This window comes from Actinoplanes sp. NPDC051388, from assembly GCF_055586225.1.
The window spans coordinates 639,894-654,608 of sequence record NZ_JBVJIP010000002.1 but is presented as its reverse complement, the minus strand read 5'-3'; the positions used below and the strand labels follow the sequence as shown (position 1 = coordinate 654,608).

Here is a 14,715-nt window from a genome sequence, read left to right as displayed (position 1 = left end):
TACAGCTGGATCTTGGTGCCGTTGGCGGTGCCCGCCGCGGTGACGTCGAGGCACTTGCCCAGCGCCCGCAGGTCGTCGCCGACGGTCCAGACCTGCGCGCCGGTGCCGTTGCAGTCGTACAGCTGGATCTTGGTGCCGTTGGCGGTGCCCGCCGCGGTGACGTCGAGGCACTTGCCCAGCGCCCGCAGGTCGTCGCCGACGGTCCAGACCTGTGCGCCGGTGCCGTTGCAGTCATAGAGCTGGACGGGGGTGCCGTTGACCGTGGCGCTGCCGGCCACGTCGACGCATTTGCCGGCCAGTCCGGTGATCGGCCCGGCGGCCGCCGCGACCGCGGGCATCAGGCTGACGGTGACGGCGGCTGAAGTGAGCAGCAGGCCTGCGGCGACCGCGAACGCGGCCCTGGGGATGGACATGAGGCTCCTTCACACATGTGGGGAGCCGTCACGCTATGTCAGTTAAGTAGATTTATCAATTCCCCAACTTCGATGTCTTTGAACTGACCGCATAGCTTGACACCGATGCCGCGTCCGCCTACGTTCCGTGACAACTCATCACCCAATTCGCCGCCCCGGGGGAACAGCGTTGTCGCGACCAGCAGGTTCGTCGAAGCTGCTCCGGGCCATGAACGAGAGTGCCGCGTTCGCGCATCTGCTCGACCCGGGCATGCTGACCCGCGCCGACCTCCGCCGGCTCACCGCACTGTCCACACCCACCATCTCCGAGGTGTTGCGCCGGCTGGTGGGCGCCGGCCTGGTCTCCGTGGTCGGGCACAACAGCGGCCGCCCGGGCCCGAACGCCGAGGTCTACTCCGCGAATCCGGACGCCGCCTGGACCGCCGCGGTCTCCGTCCGTGACATCGGCGCCTCCGGTGCGCCCGCCCTCGCCGCCGCGATCTCCGACCTGACCGGCGCCGTACGCGCCCGCGTCGAGTCCCGTGTCGACTTCCTCCGCACCGACCCGGTGACCGCGATCGCCGACGTGGTGGCCAAGCTGCGCAGCGAGACCGGCGCACCGGCCACCCGCATCCACCAGGTGCAGCTCGGCGTCGCCGGTTCCTACGACTCGCGCACCGAGACCATCCACCACGTCGAGGTGCCCGGATTCGGGCGCACCGGCCTGGTGCCGGAGATCGCCGCCCGGCTCGGCACCCGGGTGGACGTGGACAACGACGTGAACCTGGCCGCGATCGCCGAGCGGCGCCGCGGGGTGGCCCGCGAGGTCGACGGCTTCGCGCTGCTCTGGCTCGGCCAGGACGGCCTGGGCCTGGCGATCGACATCGGCGGCGCCCTGATGCGCGGCGCCCGCGGCGGCGCCGGCGAGATCGGCTACATGCCTTTGTACGCCCCGGATTCGGCCGGCCACAGCAAGATCGCGTTGCAGGACCTGGTCGGCGGCGCGGCGGTGCTGGCGCTGGCCCGCGAGCACGGCATCCCCGGCGCGACACCGCCCGAGGCGGTGGCCCGGGCGGGCGAGGACCCGGCGCAGCACGCGGAGTTCTTCACCCAGCTGGCCGACCGGGTGTCGGTGGGCCTGGCGGCCGTGATCGCGGTGCTGGACCCACGGCTGGTGGTGCTGGCCGGCGAGGTGGCCCAGGCCGGCGGCGAGCCGCTGCGCGAAGCGGTGTCCGCGGCGATGGCCCGCAACGCGTCACTGCAGGCGGCCATCGAACTGACCGCGCTGGACGACGACGCCGTGCTGCTGGGCGCGATGGACGCAGGCCTGACCACGATCCGCGACTGCCTGCTCTCCAAGATCACCGACGCCTAGGACCTGTTTCAAAGCCCCGATCCTGCTGATCAGGCGGAACGCCGTCTGCTTAGGACCAGGATCTCCGCGGCCGCCACCACCACCATCGCCGCGATCAGCGGGATCAGCCTGATCCGGCTGGTCAAGCGGAACGCCGTCTGCTTAGGACCAAGATCTCCGCGGCCGCCGCCACCACCATCGCCGCGATCAGCGGGATCAGCCCGCCGATCAAGGCGTAACCCAGAATGAACAGTGGAGCCACAAAGGTCGCATAGGCCGCGACGGCCAGCCGGCGGTCGCCGGCGCGCAGCCGGGTCAGGGCGGTGGCGGTCGGCTCGGTCAGCCGGCGGGACAGCCAGGCCAGCACGGCGGTGAAGAGGATCGCGCTGATCAGGCCCGCCCAGACCCGGGACGCGCCGGCACTCGCCGTCGCCATCAGCGCGGTTAGCAGAGCCGCGACCAGCACGCCGTTGCTGCCATAGAGAACGGCCTGACGAACACCCTCGGCGGAGTCCTCGGCCGGGTCGAGCACCGGGCCGGCCGGGCGGCTCACCGGCGCCGGCTCGTTCCAGACGTCGCCGGTGACGGCCACCGTCGGGTCGTAGGCGGTCGGTTCCGGTTCCGGGCGGTCCGGCGCCGGGTAGGCACGCGGCAAATCCACAGGCGGCTGGTCGTCCGGCGTCGAGTCCGGGGCGTCCGGGGTGACGCCGGCCGCGAGCGCCGCTTCGTCGGCCAGCTCCTCCAGGGCAAGAGCCCAGCGGCGGCGTTCCAGGTGCACGATGCCGACGTCCCGCTGCGCGTCGGCGATGTGCTGATCGAGGTCGAGCGCCTCGGAATAGGCCCGCTGCGCCAGATCGAACAGCCGCAGCCGCGCGGCCACCACGGCGAGGACCAGGTGCGCCTCGGCCTCGGTGGGCGCGACCCGCACGCCGTTCCACGCGGCGTTGAGCGCGTCCTGGCCGTTGCGCGCCTCACTCAGGAGGGCGGCTCCGGTCCGTTGTGCGTACGGGTCGGACGGCCACTTCAGCAGAATGTCCGCCGCCACCCGGGCCGCTTCGCCGAACCGCCGGTTGTCGGTGAGCGCCATCGCCCGCACGACCAGCGCCCCGAGCTCCGACGACGAGGGCTCGACCCGGGTGCCGCCCGGATCGACGCACGCCCCGACCGCGCGATCGGCCGCGACCAGAGCCTCGACCGGCTGCTCGGCGGCGAGATGCACCCGCGCCAGCGTGGCCAGCAGACTCGCATCCGCCGGCGTCTCGCCGAGCCCGGCCGCGATCTCACTCGCCGCGTCGTCATAGCGCCCAAGGCCCGCAAAGAGCAGCGCCCGCTGGCGGTACTCCTCGGGCGTGGTCTCCGGCTCAGACGGCGTGGCGCTCACGCCCCGAGCGTAGGTGACCCACCTGAAAACACCCCGCCCGGGTCAAGCCACCGAACGCCCACCATGAATCAACCCCACCCCGGGGTGTTGCGGATAGGTAGGCAGAGCAGCAACGCAACCGTCCCGTCGCGCCGTTGCGCACAGGTAGGCAGAGCGGCAACGCAACGGTCCCGTCGCGGCCGAAGTCTTAAGCCCGAGGGAGGACCAGCGCGACGGCGGTGGCCGCCAAGCCCTCACCCCGGCCGGTCAGGCCGAGCCCATCGGTGGTGGTCGCGGAAACCGTGACCGGCGCGCCCGCCGCGGCCGACAACAGCTGCTGCGCCTCGTCACGGCGCGGGCCGATCTTCGGGCGATTGCCGATCACCTGCACGGACACGTTGAGCACCTGGAAACCGGCCGCGTCGAGCCGGCGGGCGGCCTCGGCGAGCAGGGTCACCCCGGAAGCGCCCGCCCACTCCGGCCGGTCGGTGCCGAAATTGCTGCCCAGGTCGCCGAGTCCGGCCGCGCTGAACAGCGCGTCGCAGGCGGCGTGCGCGGCCACATCGCCGTCGGAATGTCCGGACAGCCCGGCCTGGTCCGGCCAGTGCAGGCCGGCGACCCAGCACTCCTGTCCGTCCGCGAACGCGTGCACATCCGTTCCCATGCCGACCCGCGGAAAGATCACCCCGACACCCTATGAGATTCCGCCGAGAACAATGTCGAGGAAGCGCGGCCGGCTTCGTCCCTGATGCGAGCGCGGCCACGACGGTCGCCACCAGACCCGAAGGAGAACCATCATGAATCGCCAGGAGATCGAGGATGAGCTGGCCGTGACCGGCGCGCAGGACCTGCTCGCCACCGCCTCGCTCGCCCGACTCGCCTACAACGGCAAGGACGGAACGCCGCGGGTGGTGCCGGTCGGCTTCTTCTGGACCGGCGAACAGTTCGTGGTCTCGACCGCCACGACCGCACCCAAGGCGGCCGCCCTGTCCGCCCGCCCGGACGTCGCCCTGACCGTCGAAGGCGGCGACACCCCAGGGGATGCGCGCTGCCTCTCGATCCGCGGCCGCGCCGACATCGAGATCGTCGATGGCGTGGTCCCGGAATACCTCGCCGCCGCCCGCAAGAACATGGGCGACGCGGCCGCCGAGTTCGAGAAGAACGTCCGCGCGATGTATCCGCAGATGGCACGCATCGCGATCACGCCGACCTGGGCACGCTTCTACGATTTCGGCGCCGGCCGGATGCCGCAGTTCCTGCTGGACCTGGCCGCGAAGTCAGGACAGGGGCAGTAGGTCAGGACAAGCGGAGCAGGTCAGGCTAGGTGCAGCAGGGCCTCGGCCAGGACCAGATCGAGCGGACGAGTGATCTTGAGGGCGAGCTCGGAGCCGGGGATGCAGGTGACCGGCACCCCGGCCTTCTCGGCCAGCCCGGCGTCATCGGTCAGCGCGCCGGCGGCCGCCGCGTGTGCCGTGGCCAGCACGTCGTGCCGGAAGCCCTGCGGAGTTTGCACGATCCGCAAGACGGACCGGTCCACCGTGCCGAGCACGACGGCTTCCGGGCCGACCTCTTTGATCGTGTCCACCACCGGCAGCACCGGGATCACCGCGGGATGGCCGGCCCGGACCGCGGCCGCCACCGACTCGATCAGGGCGGGCGGCGTCAGGGCGCGGGCGGCGTCGTGCACGAGGACGATGCCGATGTCCGCGGGGATCGCCGCCAGCGCGAGCGCCACGGACTCCTGCCGCTCGGCGCCGCCGGCCACCACGATCACCGGCGCCACGGGAGCGAGCAGCTCGCGCACCGCCGACACCTCCGCGGCGGGGGCGGCGACCACGATGAGGCGTACCGAAGAAGCGGCCGCCACCCGGCGGACCGCATGGACCAACAGCGGTTCTCCAGCCAAAAGCCGGAGCGCCTTTGGGCCACCAGGACCCAGTCGCACCCCGGCGCCGGCCGCAGGAACGAGGACCGCGACGTCACCCCGAGCATTGAGCTGCGCGGTCACGTCGCGGTCCTTCTCAGATGTTGCCGTGAGGGATGGGTGGTCGACTCAAGCCTCGGTCAGCACCTTGTCGAGGAGGACTTCCGCCTCGTCCTTCGTGCTCTTCTCGGCGAGGGCCACCTCACCGACGAGGATGTCGCGGGCCTTGGCGAGCATGCGCTTCTCCCCGGCCGAGAGTCCGCGCTCACGCTCACGACGCCAGAGGTCACGAACGACTTCGGCAACCTTGAGCGGGTTACCGGAGGCAAGCTTCTCGAGATTGGCCTTGTAACGCCGCGACCAGTTGGTCGGCTCCTCGGTGTGCGGTGCGCGGAGGACGTCGAAGACCTTGCCCAGGCCTTCCTCGCCGACCACTTCACGCACGCCGACGATCTCGGCGTTCTCAGCGGGCACGCGGACCGTCAGGTCGCCCTGGGCGACCCGCAGGACGAGGTACAGCTTTTCCACGCCCTTGATAGTTCTAGTCTCGATTGCCTCGATGAGTGCGGCCCCGTGATGGGGGTAAACAACGGTCTCGCCGACACTGAAAACCATAGGTTCGAAACCCCTTTCGCTGTGTCTAGGGTAACACGCTCAGGCAGCGATGTCTCACCCTGCCCGTGACTGTTAGTGCAGCTCAGGGGCCCTGTGACGGGCCTTTCTCCCGCTTGACATGCGGGCCGCGAGCTGTCTCAGTCACTCAGCGTGAGCACAGCGTCACGACTCTGGCGATCGAGTCGTAAATGTCGGAACTGGCGTCTATGCGAGGTCAAGCTTATCGCTCGGGTCGGGAAACGAACACTACTGGCGGTCCGGCTCGGCGTGAGGGAGGCTAGCCCTAAGTCCTCGTACGACGCTTCTGGGTCGGTGTGGGGGGAGGGTGACACGTGGGCAGCTTGAGTGACAACGGCGGCGAATGGCCGAATGACGGCGGTCAATCTGACGACCTGCCCGAGTTGCCCGACGAGTGGGGCGTCATCGTCATCCCGGACGACCTTTCCGAGCTTGATGACGAGGTCAGGGCCGTGCAGGCCGAACTGGCCGTGTCGGCTCCGCACAGCCGGTGGGAGCGCTTCGCGGCGCGCCCCGGCATGCGCCGGCTGCGCCGGATCGCGAGCTCCGGTGTCCGCGCCCCGGTGCTGATCATCTCGATGGCGCTGCTCGTGACGGTGGCGAGCCTCTTCGCGTCGGCCTGGCCCGGCCCGTCCCGCTCGCCGGCCACCCAGCGCACAGCAAACAGCACCGACGATCGTGGCGACACGCTTCCGGCGCTCGAGCTCACCGGGCCGGACGGCCAGGCGGTCGCGCTCCGTGGTCAGCTACCGGCGGTGATCCTGCTCGTGGACGGCTGCGACTGCACGAGCCTGGTCCGGGCGGCGATCGACGCGGTGCGCCCGGAGATCGCGGTCGTGACGGTGACCTCGGAAAAGCCGCGGGCCGGCACCACACCGCCCACCGGCGCGACCCCGCAGGCGCAGGGCAAGACCGTGCGCGAGCTCCGCGATCCGACGAGTGAGCTGCGCAAACACCTCAAGCTGGCGGCGCCGGACGGCACCGCGGCAGCCGTGCTGGTCAACCGCGGCGGCGAGATCATCCGCACTGAGATCCGCACGGCGTCGATCGAGCCGATCAGAGCCGACCTGGCCCGGCTCTAGCGAAAACGAAAACGGGCTCGAAAGAAAGGTCAGTACCGCCGGGCGCGTTCCAGCCGCCAGCGGAAGACCGCGCCCGCGTCGTCGTCCTCGGCCGAGACCTTCATATAGAACTGGTCGGCCAGCGCCACCCGCAGCACCTGCGGCTCGGGGGCGTCGGAGCACGGCACGGCGCGGCCGGAGTCGGTGCCGGTGGTGCTCAGCCGCACCCGCACCTGCCCGGTGCCGGCACAGATCACGGTCAGCGCGAAGGATCCGCCGTCGACCTCGGAGGTGCGCTCGGTGGTGGTGTCACTGGTGAGCACGATCGACTCGGACATGCCCAGCAGCGGCTCGTCGGGCACCAGCCGCTCGACCGTCTCACGCCACTGCGGCACCCGCGGGTCGGCGCCGGTCTGCGGCGCCGCGCGCACGAACCAGACGCCACCGACGACGAGCACGATCGCGGCGCACGTGTAAAGCAGCACGCCGCGGCTGCGCTCCTCGGTCACGCCGCAACTGTAGGGCCTTCCAGCAGGGCGCCGTAGAGGGTCAGGCCGGGACCGAAGGCGAGCATCACCACGCGCGCGGGTGGGCGGGCGCGACGGCGGAGCGCTTCGAAGACCAACAGGACGGTCGGTGACGAGCAGTTGCCGCAGTCGGAGAGCACCGACCGGGACTCCTCGAGGGCGCCGGCCGGCAGGTCCAGTTGTTCCTCGACCACGTCCAGGATCTTGGGGCCGCCCGGGTGGACCGCCCAGCCGTCCACGTCGGCGACCGTCAGGCCGTGCCGGGCCAGCAGGTCGTCGACCAGCTTGCGGACGTGCAACGCCAGCACCGACGGCACCTGTGGTGACAGACCCATCCGGAAGCCCAGGTCGGTGACCTCCCACGTCATGTGCCCGGCGGTGGTCGCATCGGTGACCGCGGCGATCTCGCGGATCGCGTACCCGGAAGAACCCGGAGTGACCACGACGGCGGCCGCCGCGTCCGAGAAGAGCGCGTGCGAGACGATCTGCTGGATGTCCGCGCGGGCGCTCGACGGTTGCATGTGCAGGCTGGTCAGCTCGGCGCAGAGCAGCAGGCCGGGGCGATCCCGGGCGACGACGAAGTCGGCGACGGTGCCCAGCCCCGGCAACGCGGCGTAACAGCCCATGTGGCCGACGAAGAGGCGCTGCACGTTCGGTGACATGCCTAGGTCACGGGCCAGCAGGATGTCCAGCCCCGGCGTGGCATATCCGGTGCACGAGCAGACCGCGAACAGACCCACCTGGCCGGCGGTGATCCCGGCGTCGGTCAGCGCCCGCTCGACCGCTTCCTTTCCGAGCGGCACGGCCTCGACCTGGTAGCGGCGCATCCGGCGCTCGGTGGACCAGTCCGAGACGTCTTCGAGCAGCGGGCTGACCGCCGCCTGCCGGGTCTTCACCCCGGAGTTCGCGAAGATCCGCTGGGCCAGCCCGATCCGGCCGCCGGTGTAATGCCGCGCGAAGAAGCCCGACCAGAGGTCGTCCTGCGCCGCCGATGGCGGAAAGGCGGTGCCGATCCCGGCAATCGAAGCGGTCCTGTCCACGTTTCTGCCTCCCCAGGCTTTTACCAGCGCGGGGCCGACCCCTCGGAATCCGGATCGCCCCCGATGGCGGCCACACCCAGCCAGTCCGCGCAGACGTCCGAGGTCGCCGGTTGCAGCGAACCCGCGCGGGCGTCGCGATAGAGCCGTTCCAGCGGATGGCCGCGCCGCATCGCGCTGGTGCCGGCCGCCTCCAGCATCGAGGCCGCCACCTCGGCCGCCGTGGTCCCGGCCAGCAACTTCGCTCGCCAGACCCACCGGTTGGTCTCGTCCTCGCCGGGCTGCTCGTCGACCCGGCGGGCGGCTTCCATGACCGCGAGGTGGGCCGCCGCCACCTGCGCGTCGGCCCGGCCGATCCGGGCCCGTACGGCGGGCAGATGCCCCAGCTTGCGCGCGGCGACGTGCTCGACCGCCGCATCGACCGCGGCCCGTGCCACACCGGTGTAGACCGCGGCGTAACTGGCCACCATCCAGTGCGGCGCCAGCTGGGCGACCACCAGCGCCAGCCCCTCCACCCCGCCGAGCAGCGCGCCGGTCGGCACCGTCACGTCCAGGTGCAGGTCGTTGGAGCCGGTGGCGCGCATGCCCAGCGCGTCCCAGGTCTGCTCCACCCGCAGGCCGTCGCCGGGCGGCACCAGGAACTGACTGACCTGTGCCGGGTCGTCGCCCTTGCGGGCCGCGACCAGGTAACCGTCGGCGTGCCCGGCGCCCGAGCAGAACGTCTTGCTGCCCTTGATGTGGAAGCCGCCGTCGACCGGTTCGTAGGCGGTGGTGATCTGGGAGAGCCGGGAGCCGGCGCCGCGTTCGCTCATCGCCACCGCGTACCAGCTGCCCTTGGCGGCCGCGGCCAGGTAGCCGTCGCGGGCATCCAGGGCGGAGGGTGGGAGGCCGAGGGCGTCGGCGAGCTCGTCGCTCACCGCGGCCAGGGCGCCGGTCACCGAGGCGTGCATGTTGAAGATCAGGGCGGTGGCGCCGTTGCCTCGGGCCAGCTCGTACGCGACGGCGGCGTACTCGGAGAAGCTCGCGCCGGCCCCGCCCAGCCGGCTCGGCACCATCAGCCCGAACAGACCGGCCCGCCGCAGGTCCTCGAAGTCCTCGGACGGGAAGACGCCGGCCCGGTCGTGTGCCTCGGCACGGGCCGCGAACCGGGGCGCCAGCCGCCGGGCCTCGTCGATCATGCAAGCTCCTTCGTCCCGAGGCCCTGATAGAGCACCGCCTTGGAAAAGGTCGGCACCACCCGGCCGAGCGGCCATCCGCTGACCGGCTTCCGAACCGGCGCCAGCCAGCGCAGCATTCCGCCCACGGTCGGACGGATACCCCTGACCCGAAGCTTGATGCCGTGCCGGGCGAACTGACCGGTCAGTTCGCCCGGATCCACGAAGAGCGCTGGATCATGAAGGCCGATCGGGGCGATCCGGAGCGCCTCCCCCGCGGTGACCGTGATGAACCGGCCCAGCGCGGTGCGATTGACCGTGTCCAGCACCACCGTGCCGCCGGGCCGCAGCACCCGGGACAGCTCGGCGACCGTGCCCGGCAGGTCGGCGACGTGCTCGAGGATCTCGCCGGCCACCACGACGTCGGCACAGGCCTCGGCCAGCGGCAGGGCGGTCACGTCGCCGCGGACCGGGGTCACGCCCCGCCCGGCGGACTGCTCCAGACCGGATTTCCGCAGGTCGATGCCCACGTGCAGGTAACCGAGGCGGCGCACATGCGGGGCCAGCAGCCCGGCGCCGCAGCCCGCATCGACCAGAACGGCGCCGGATCGAGAGGCTTCGGGTACGAGCGCCCCGCGCGCCGCCGCCAGCCAGTGCAGAATCTCGAACGTCCCACCCGGCCGCCACCACTCCCCGGCCAGGTCGTCGTACTGTCTCGGGTCGTTGCGCGGGCGCAGACGCATGTGATCGAGCGTGGCATGCGGACGTCACAACCACCACACTGCTCTCATGTCCCGCGCTCTGGCCCTGCTGAAGTCCGCGCACCCCGAGCCGGGCGGCGCGGTGACCCTGGCGATGACCCTGCTCGCGGTGGGGGTGGGCCATCGTGGCTGGGCGATCCTCGGGGTCGCGGCCGCGGTGGCCGCCACCCAGCTGGCGGTGGGCTGGGTCAACGACTGGCTCGATGCGGATCGGGATCGGGTGGCCGGGCGCACCGACAAACCTGTCGCGGCGGGCGCCGTCTCCCGGCGTACCGTCGGGATCGCGGGTTTGATCTCCTCGCTTCTGATCCCGTTCCTGGGGCTGCCGTTCGGCTGGGCGGCGACGGTGTGCATCACGCTGGTCGGGGTGTTCGCGCTGCTCTATGACTGGCCGCTGAAATCCACCGCGTTCTCGATCGTGCCCTATCTGGTGGCGTTCGGGCTGCTCCCGGCCTTCGTGGTGGTGGCGCTGCCCGGGCATCCCGCGCCGCCGGCCTGGCTGGTCGCCGCGGGCGCGCTGCTCGGTGGCGGCGCGCACTTCGCCAATGTGCTGCCCGACCTGGCCGACGACGCCGCGACCGGCGTGCGTGGCCTGCCGCATCGGCTCGGCGCGGGCTGGTCCCAGATCGCCGCCGGGACGCTTCTGCTGGGCGCGACCCTCGCGCTGGTCTTCGGGCCCGCCGGACCGCCGTCGTGGGCCGGCTGGGCGGCGATCGCGGCCGCCGTCGTGGTCCTTCCCCTCGGCTGGTACGCGGCGCGGAAAGCGACCGGCCGACCGGTGGCGATGTTCCGCGCGGTGATCGTGGTGGCCCTGATCGACGTGCTGCTGCTGGTCTTCAGCGGGAGTGGGGTTTAGCGGTGAGGGGTATTGGCCGGGTCGCCGCACGGGCCGGATCACCGCCCTCTAGGCTGACCAAAGCCACTGTCCGACGTTGGAGGCTGAAGATGCGCCTGTCAGGTGCCCGCCGCGCCGCGCTGACCGCGGGGCTCGCCACGGTCGCCGCGCTCGCGTTGACCGCATGCAGTGCCGGCCAGGTCGCCGAGACCGCACTCAAGCGACCGTCCAACTCGGGCGTCAACGCGGACACCGCCGACGGCAGTGTCGCGATCCGCAACCTGCAGGTCGTCTACAACGGCCCCGAGGGTTACGTGTCGAGCGAAAACGCGCCGCTCGAGGTGGCCATCTTCAACAAGACCACGTCCGAGATCACGGTCGACATCAGCAGCGCGCCCGCCCAGGGCGGCTCCGCGCAGGTCGTGTCGGCCCGCCAGGTCGGGTTGTCCGGTGGCGCGTCCGCGGCGTCGCCGAGCGCAGCGCCGGAGCCGTCCGGCAGCCGCCCGCCGGCCACGCCGGACACCGAGACGCCGGAGAACCAGCCGTCCGGTGACCCCGATCCGTCGGCGGCGGCTCCGTCCGAGTCGGCCGCGCCCGCCGAGCCGCAGCTGCAGCCGGCCCGGATCACCATCGCCCCGATGAGCTACGCGTCCTTCCTGCCCGGCGACCCGCAGCAGTTGCAGCTGGTGGGCCTCTCCGGCCGGCTGGCCCCGGGCATGTCGGCCAACCTGATCTTCGAGTTCAGCAACGGCGCGCCGTCGCTGACCTTGGCCGCGCCGACCGGCACCCCGTTCTCGCCGGCGCCTCGCGGCTCGGCGATCGAGGGTGAGAACCACGAGTCCGAGGGCGAGTGACGCGGGTTCTGTCATACCCGGCGGCTAACTTGTGCCGGTGACGAGTTCCCGCACCACTTCGACCAGGGCGCCCAAGCCGGCCTTCGTCTGCGACGCCTGCGGTCATCAGCCGCCCAAGTGGCTGGGCCGCTGTCCGGAGTGCAACGAGTGGGGCTCGGTGATCGAGTCCACGGTGACCGGTCCGATGGTGTCCGGCCGCGTGGTCAGCTCCCGCCTCCCGTCCGAGCCGGCCCGCCCGATCGCGCAGATCAGCGCGGCCCCGGCCAAGGCGGTGCCGACCGGCGTCAGCGAGCTCGACCGAGTGCTCGGCGGCGGCCTGGTGCCCGGCGCGGTGGTGCTGCTGGCCGGCGAGCCCGGGGTGGGCAAATCGACCCTGCTGCTCGATGTGGCCCAGCAGTGGGCGGTCGGCGCCGGCACACCGTCCCTCGTGGTCAGCGGCGAGGAGTCGGTGAGCCAGGTGCGGCTGCGGGCCGAGCGCCTGGGCGCGCTCGACGAAAGGCTCTTTCTGGCGTCCGAGAGTGACCTGGGCGCGGTGCTCGGGCATCTCGACGCGGTCAAGCCGGGCCTGCTGGTGCTCGACTCGGTGCAGACCATCTCGACCCAGGGCCAGGAGGGCGTGCCCGGTGGCGTGACCCAGGTGCGCGCGGTCACCGCGGCCATCGTCAGCGTGGCGAAAGAGCGGGGCATCGCCACCGTGCTCGTCGGTCACGTGACCAAAGACGGTCAGGTGGCCGGTCCCCGCGTGCTCGAGCACCTGGTCGACGTGGTGCTGCACTTCGAGGGCGACAAGCACTCCTCGCTGCGGCTGGTGCGCGGGGTGAAGAACCGTTACGGCGCCGCCGACGAGGTGGGCTGCTTCGAGATGCACGAGGGCGGCATCACCAGCCTGGCCGACCCGAGCGGGCTCTTCCTCACGCGTTATCAGGAGCCGGTGCCCGGCACCTGTGTGACGGTCGCCATGGAGGGCCGGCGCGCGCTGGTGACCGAGGTGCAGGCGCTGATCGGCGCCGAGGTGCAGGGTTCGCCGCGGCGCACCGTGTCGGGTCTCGACAGCGCGCGACTGGCCATGGTGCTCGCCGTCCTCGAGCGCCGCACCAAGCAGCTGAAGCTCTACAACCGCGAGGTGTTCGCCGCCACCGTCGGCGGCATCCGGCTGATCGAGCCGTCCGCCGACCTGGCGATGGCGCTGGCCGTGGCCTCCGGCGGGCTCGATCTGGCGATGGCGCCACACCTCGTGGCGATCGGTGAGGTGGGGCTGACCGGCGAGATCCGCCGGGTGGGCGCGGTCGGGCGCCGGCTGGCCGAGGCGGCGCGGCTGGGCTTCCGCACCGCGCTGGTGCCGCCGGGCTGCGGCGCCGACGCGACCGGCGGAGTGCCGCGCGGCATGGACGTGATCGAGGTCGGCGACTTGCGCAGCGCGTTGCAGGCGGCCGCCAAGGCCTCCGCGAGCCGGTGACATTGAGTCACAGATCATCACGCTACGGAGCATTCCTTGCACCGCGCCTCGTTGACCTGGATGACAGTCCGTAGAATGTACCGGTGCCGCTCGAGCGTGATCCATCCAAGCCCGCCGTGCCCAACAGTGCGCCGCGTCCGGGCGTGAATGGTTCCGCGCCCCGCGGATCGGTGCCGACAGCGGCCGGTTTGACCGGCGGCGGAGTCAGCGGCGACCCGTTGCGGGCCAATCTCGCGCTGATGGCGCCGGGCACGGCGTTGCGCGACGGGCTCGAGCGGATCCTCCGCGGGCGCACCGGCGCGCTGATCGTTCTCGGGCACGATGCGGTCGTCGAGGCGATCTGCACCGGCGGCTTCCCGCTCGACGTCGAGTTCTCCGCGACCCGGCTGCGCGAGCTGTGCAAGATGGACGGCGCGGTGGTGCTGTCCAGCGACGGCACCCGCATCGTCCGCGCGGCCGTGCATCTGATGCCCGACCCGGGCATCCCGTCCGAGGAGTCCGGCACCCGGCACCGCACCGCCGAGCGGGTGGCCAAGCAGTCCGGCTTCCCGGTCATCTCGGTGAGCCAGTCGATGCGGATCATCGGGCTCTATGTGAACGGCCAACGCCACGTCCTCGACGACTCGGCCGCCATCCTGTCCCGGGCCAACCAGGCATTGGCCACGCTGGAGCGATACAAGCTGCGGCTCGACGAGGTGTCCGGCACGCTGTCCGCGCTCGAGATCGAGGACCTGGTCACGGTCCGCGACGCGGTGGCCGTGGTGCAGCGCCTCGAGATGGTCCGCCGGATCGCCGACGAGATCTCGGGCTACGTGGTGGAGCTGGGCACCGACGGCCGCCTGCTGGCACTGCAACTCGACGAGCTGATGGCCGGCGTCGACTCGGACCGCACGCTGGTGATCCGCGACTACCTGCCGACCGGCCGCAAGTCGCGCACGCTCGACGAGGCGCTGGTCGAACTCGATCTGCTCACCGCCACCGAGATGATCGACCTGGTCGCGGTGGCCAAGGCGATCGGTTACCCGGCGGCGACGGACGCGCTGGACGCGGCGGTGAGCCCGCGTGGCTTCCGCCTGCTGGCCAAGGTGCCGCGACTGCCGGCGCCGATCGTCGACCGGCTGGTCGACCATTTCGGCAGCCTGCAGCGCCTGCTGGGGGCCACGGTGGAGGATCTGCAGGCGGTGGAGGGTGTGGGGGACGCGCGGGCCCGGGGCGTGCGCGAGGGCCTCTCCCGGCTGGCCGAGGCCTCCATCCTCGAGCGGTATGTCTGACCGGATCGTCTGGTGGGAGATCGAGACCCCCGCGGTCGAGGCTTTCCAGGACTTCCACGGCGCCATGTGGGGTTGGGTTTTCCGGCCCGCGTTCGC

16 protein-coding genes are annotated in these 14,715 nt (G+C 71.7%); 7 read left to right on the top strand and 9 right to left on the bottom strand.

From position 1 onward, the window contains the following. On the bottom strand, positions 1-413 hold a 413-nt coding region (locus tag ACZ6TI_RS07330), incomplete at its 3' end, for a ricin-type beta-trefoil lectin domain protein (protein ID WP_465344102.1). A gap of 208 nt (positions 414-621) precedes the next feature. Between ACZ6TI_RS07330 and ACZ6TI_RS07325 the strand changes: the two genes are divergently transcribed. After that, positions 622-1,767 (top strand): ROK family transcriptional regulator, encoded by a 1,146-nt coding sequence (locus tag ACZ6TI_RS07325; RefSeq protein ID WP_465344101.1) that lies wholly within the window; start codon positions 622-624, stop codon positions 1,765-1,767. Positions 1,768-1,888: 121 nt separating this feature from the next. Here ACZ6TI_RS07325 and ACZ6TI_RS07320 read toward each other — a convergent pair whose 3' ends face one another. Both ACZ6TI_RS07320 and ispF read right to left on the bottom strand, forming a co-directional pair. Then, positions 1,889-3,127, bottom strand: a complete 1,239-nt coding sequence (locus tag ACZ6TI_RS07320) for a tetratricopeptide repeat protein (RefSeq protein ID WP_465344100.1) — start codon at positions 3,125-3,127, stop codon at positions 1,889-1,891. A gap of 187 nt (positions 3,128-3,314) precedes the next feature. Beyond that, positions 3,315-3,770 carry a 2-C-methyl-D-erythritol 2,4-cyclodiphosphate synthase gene (gene ispF / locus ACZ6TI_RS07315; protein WP_465344310.1) on the bottom strand — a complete coding sequence of 152 codons (456 nt, stop codon included), beginning with the start codon at positions 3,768-3,770 and terminating at the stop codon, positions 3,315-3,317. Positions 3,771-3,903: 133 nt separating this feature from the next. Here ispF and ACZ6TI_RS07310 point away from each other — a divergent pair, with 133 nt between their 5' ends. Next, on the top strand, positions 3,904-4,401 hold the full coding sequence (locus ACZ6TI_RS07310; protein WP_465344099.1) for a pyridoxamine 5'-phosphate oxidase family protein: 498 nt from the start codon (positions 3,904-3,906) through the stop codon (positions 4,399-4,401). Between the two features lie 20 nt (positions 4,402-4,421). Here ACZ6TI_RS07310 and ispD read toward each other — a convergent pair whose 3' ends face one another. Then, positions 4,422-5,114, bottom strand: coding sequence for a 2-C-methyl-D-erythritol 4-phosphate cytidylyltransferase (gene ispD / locus ACZ6TI_RS07305; protein ID WP_465344098.1), 693 nt, complete (start codon positions 5,112-5,114; stop codon positions 4,422-4,424). A 45-nt stretch (positions 5,115-5,159) separates the two neighbouring features. Next, complete coding sequence (locus ACZ6TI_RS07300; protein ID WP_184988251.1) at positions 5,160-5,645, bottom strand: CarD family transcriptional regulator; 486 nt, start codon at positions 5,643-5,645, stop codon at positions 5,160-5,162. 332 nt (positions 5,646-5,977) lie between these two features. Here ACZ6TI_RS07300 and ACZ6TI_RS07295 point away from each other — a divergent pair, with 332 nt between their 5' ends. Beyond that, a complete protein-coding gene (locus tag ACZ6TI_RS07295; protein ID WP_465344097.1) occupies positions 5,978-6,745 on the top strand; it encodes a hypothetical protein in 768 nt (255 codons plus the stop codon). A 29-nt stretch (positions 6,746-6,774) separates the two neighbouring features. Here ACZ6TI_RS07295 and ACZ6TI_RS07290 read toward each other — a convergent pair whose 3' ends face one another. Genes ACZ6TI_RS07290 through ACZ6TI_RS07275 form a run of 4 tightly spaced genes read right to left on the bottom strand, consistent with a single transcriptional unit; the run spans position 6,775 to position 10,185 of the window. Further along, entirely contained in the window at positions 6,775-7,233 is a 459-nt protein-coding gene (locus ACZ6TI_RS07290; protein ID WP_465344096.1) for a DUF6023 family protein, read from the bottom strand. After that, positions 7,230-8,291, bottom strand: coding sequence for a type III polyketide synthase (locus tag ACZ6TI_RS07285; protein WP_465344095.1), 1,062 nt, complete (start codon positions 8,289-8,291; stop codon positions 7,230-7,232). The genes ACZ6TI_RS07290 and ACZ6TI_RS07285 overlap by 4 nt, the downstream gene beginning before the upstream one ends. Before the next feature lie 20 nt (positions 8,292-8,311). Next, entirely contained in the window at positions 8,312-9,466 is a 1,155-nt protein-coding gene (locus ACZ6TI_RS07280) for an acyl-CoA dehydrogenase family protein (protein WP_465344094.1), read from the bottom strand. After that, the gene (locus ACZ6TI_RS07275) at positions 9,463-10,185 is read right to left on the bottom strand and encodes a methyltransferase domain-containing protein (RefSeq protein WP_465344093.1); all 723 of its coding nucleotides are present in this window, start codon (positions 10,183-10,185) and stop codon (positions 9,463-9,465) included. The genes ACZ6TI_RS07280 and ACZ6TI_RS07275 overlap by 4 nt, the downstream gene beginning before the upstream one ends. A 46-nt stretch (positions 10,186-10,231) precedes the next feature. Here ACZ6TI_RS07275 and ACZ6TI_RS07270 point away from each other — a divergent pair, with 46 nt between their 5' ends. The 4 genes from ACZ6TI_RS07270 to disA all read left to right on the top strand — a co-directional run bounded on the left by ACZ6TI_RS07270 (position 10,232) and on the right by disA (position 14,619). Continuing rightward, positions 10,232-11,059 carry a UbiA family prenyltransferase gene (locus ACZ6TI_RS07270; protein ID WP_465344092.1) on the top strand — a complete coding sequence of 276 codons (828 nt, stop codon included), beginning with the start codon at positions 10,232-10,234 and terminating at the stop codon, positions 11,057-11,059. Positions 11,060-11,148: 89 nt separating this feature from the next. Then, positions 11,149-11,892, top strand: a complete 744-nt coding sequence (locus ACZ6TI_RS07265; RefSeq protein WP_465344091.1) for a hypothetical protein — start codon at positions 11,149-11,151, stop codon at positions 11,890-11,892. 37 nt (positions 11,893-11,929) lie between these two features. Beyond that, positions 11,930-13,348 carry a DNA repair protein RadA gene (radA, locus tag ACZ6TI_RS07260; RefSeq protein WP_465344090.1) on the top strand — a complete coding sequence of 473 codons (1,419 nt, stop codon included), beginning with the start codon at positions 11,930-11,932 and terminating at the stop codon, positions 13,346-13,348. 83 nt (positions 13,349-13,431) lie between these two features. Further along, positions 13,432-14,619, top strand: coding sequence for a DNA integrity scanning diadenylate cyclase DisA (gene disA, locus ACZ6TI_RS07255; protein WP_465344089.1), 1,188 nt, complete (start codon positions 13,432-13,434; stop codon positions 14,617-14,619). Positions 14,620-14,715: the final 96 nt, after the last annotated feature.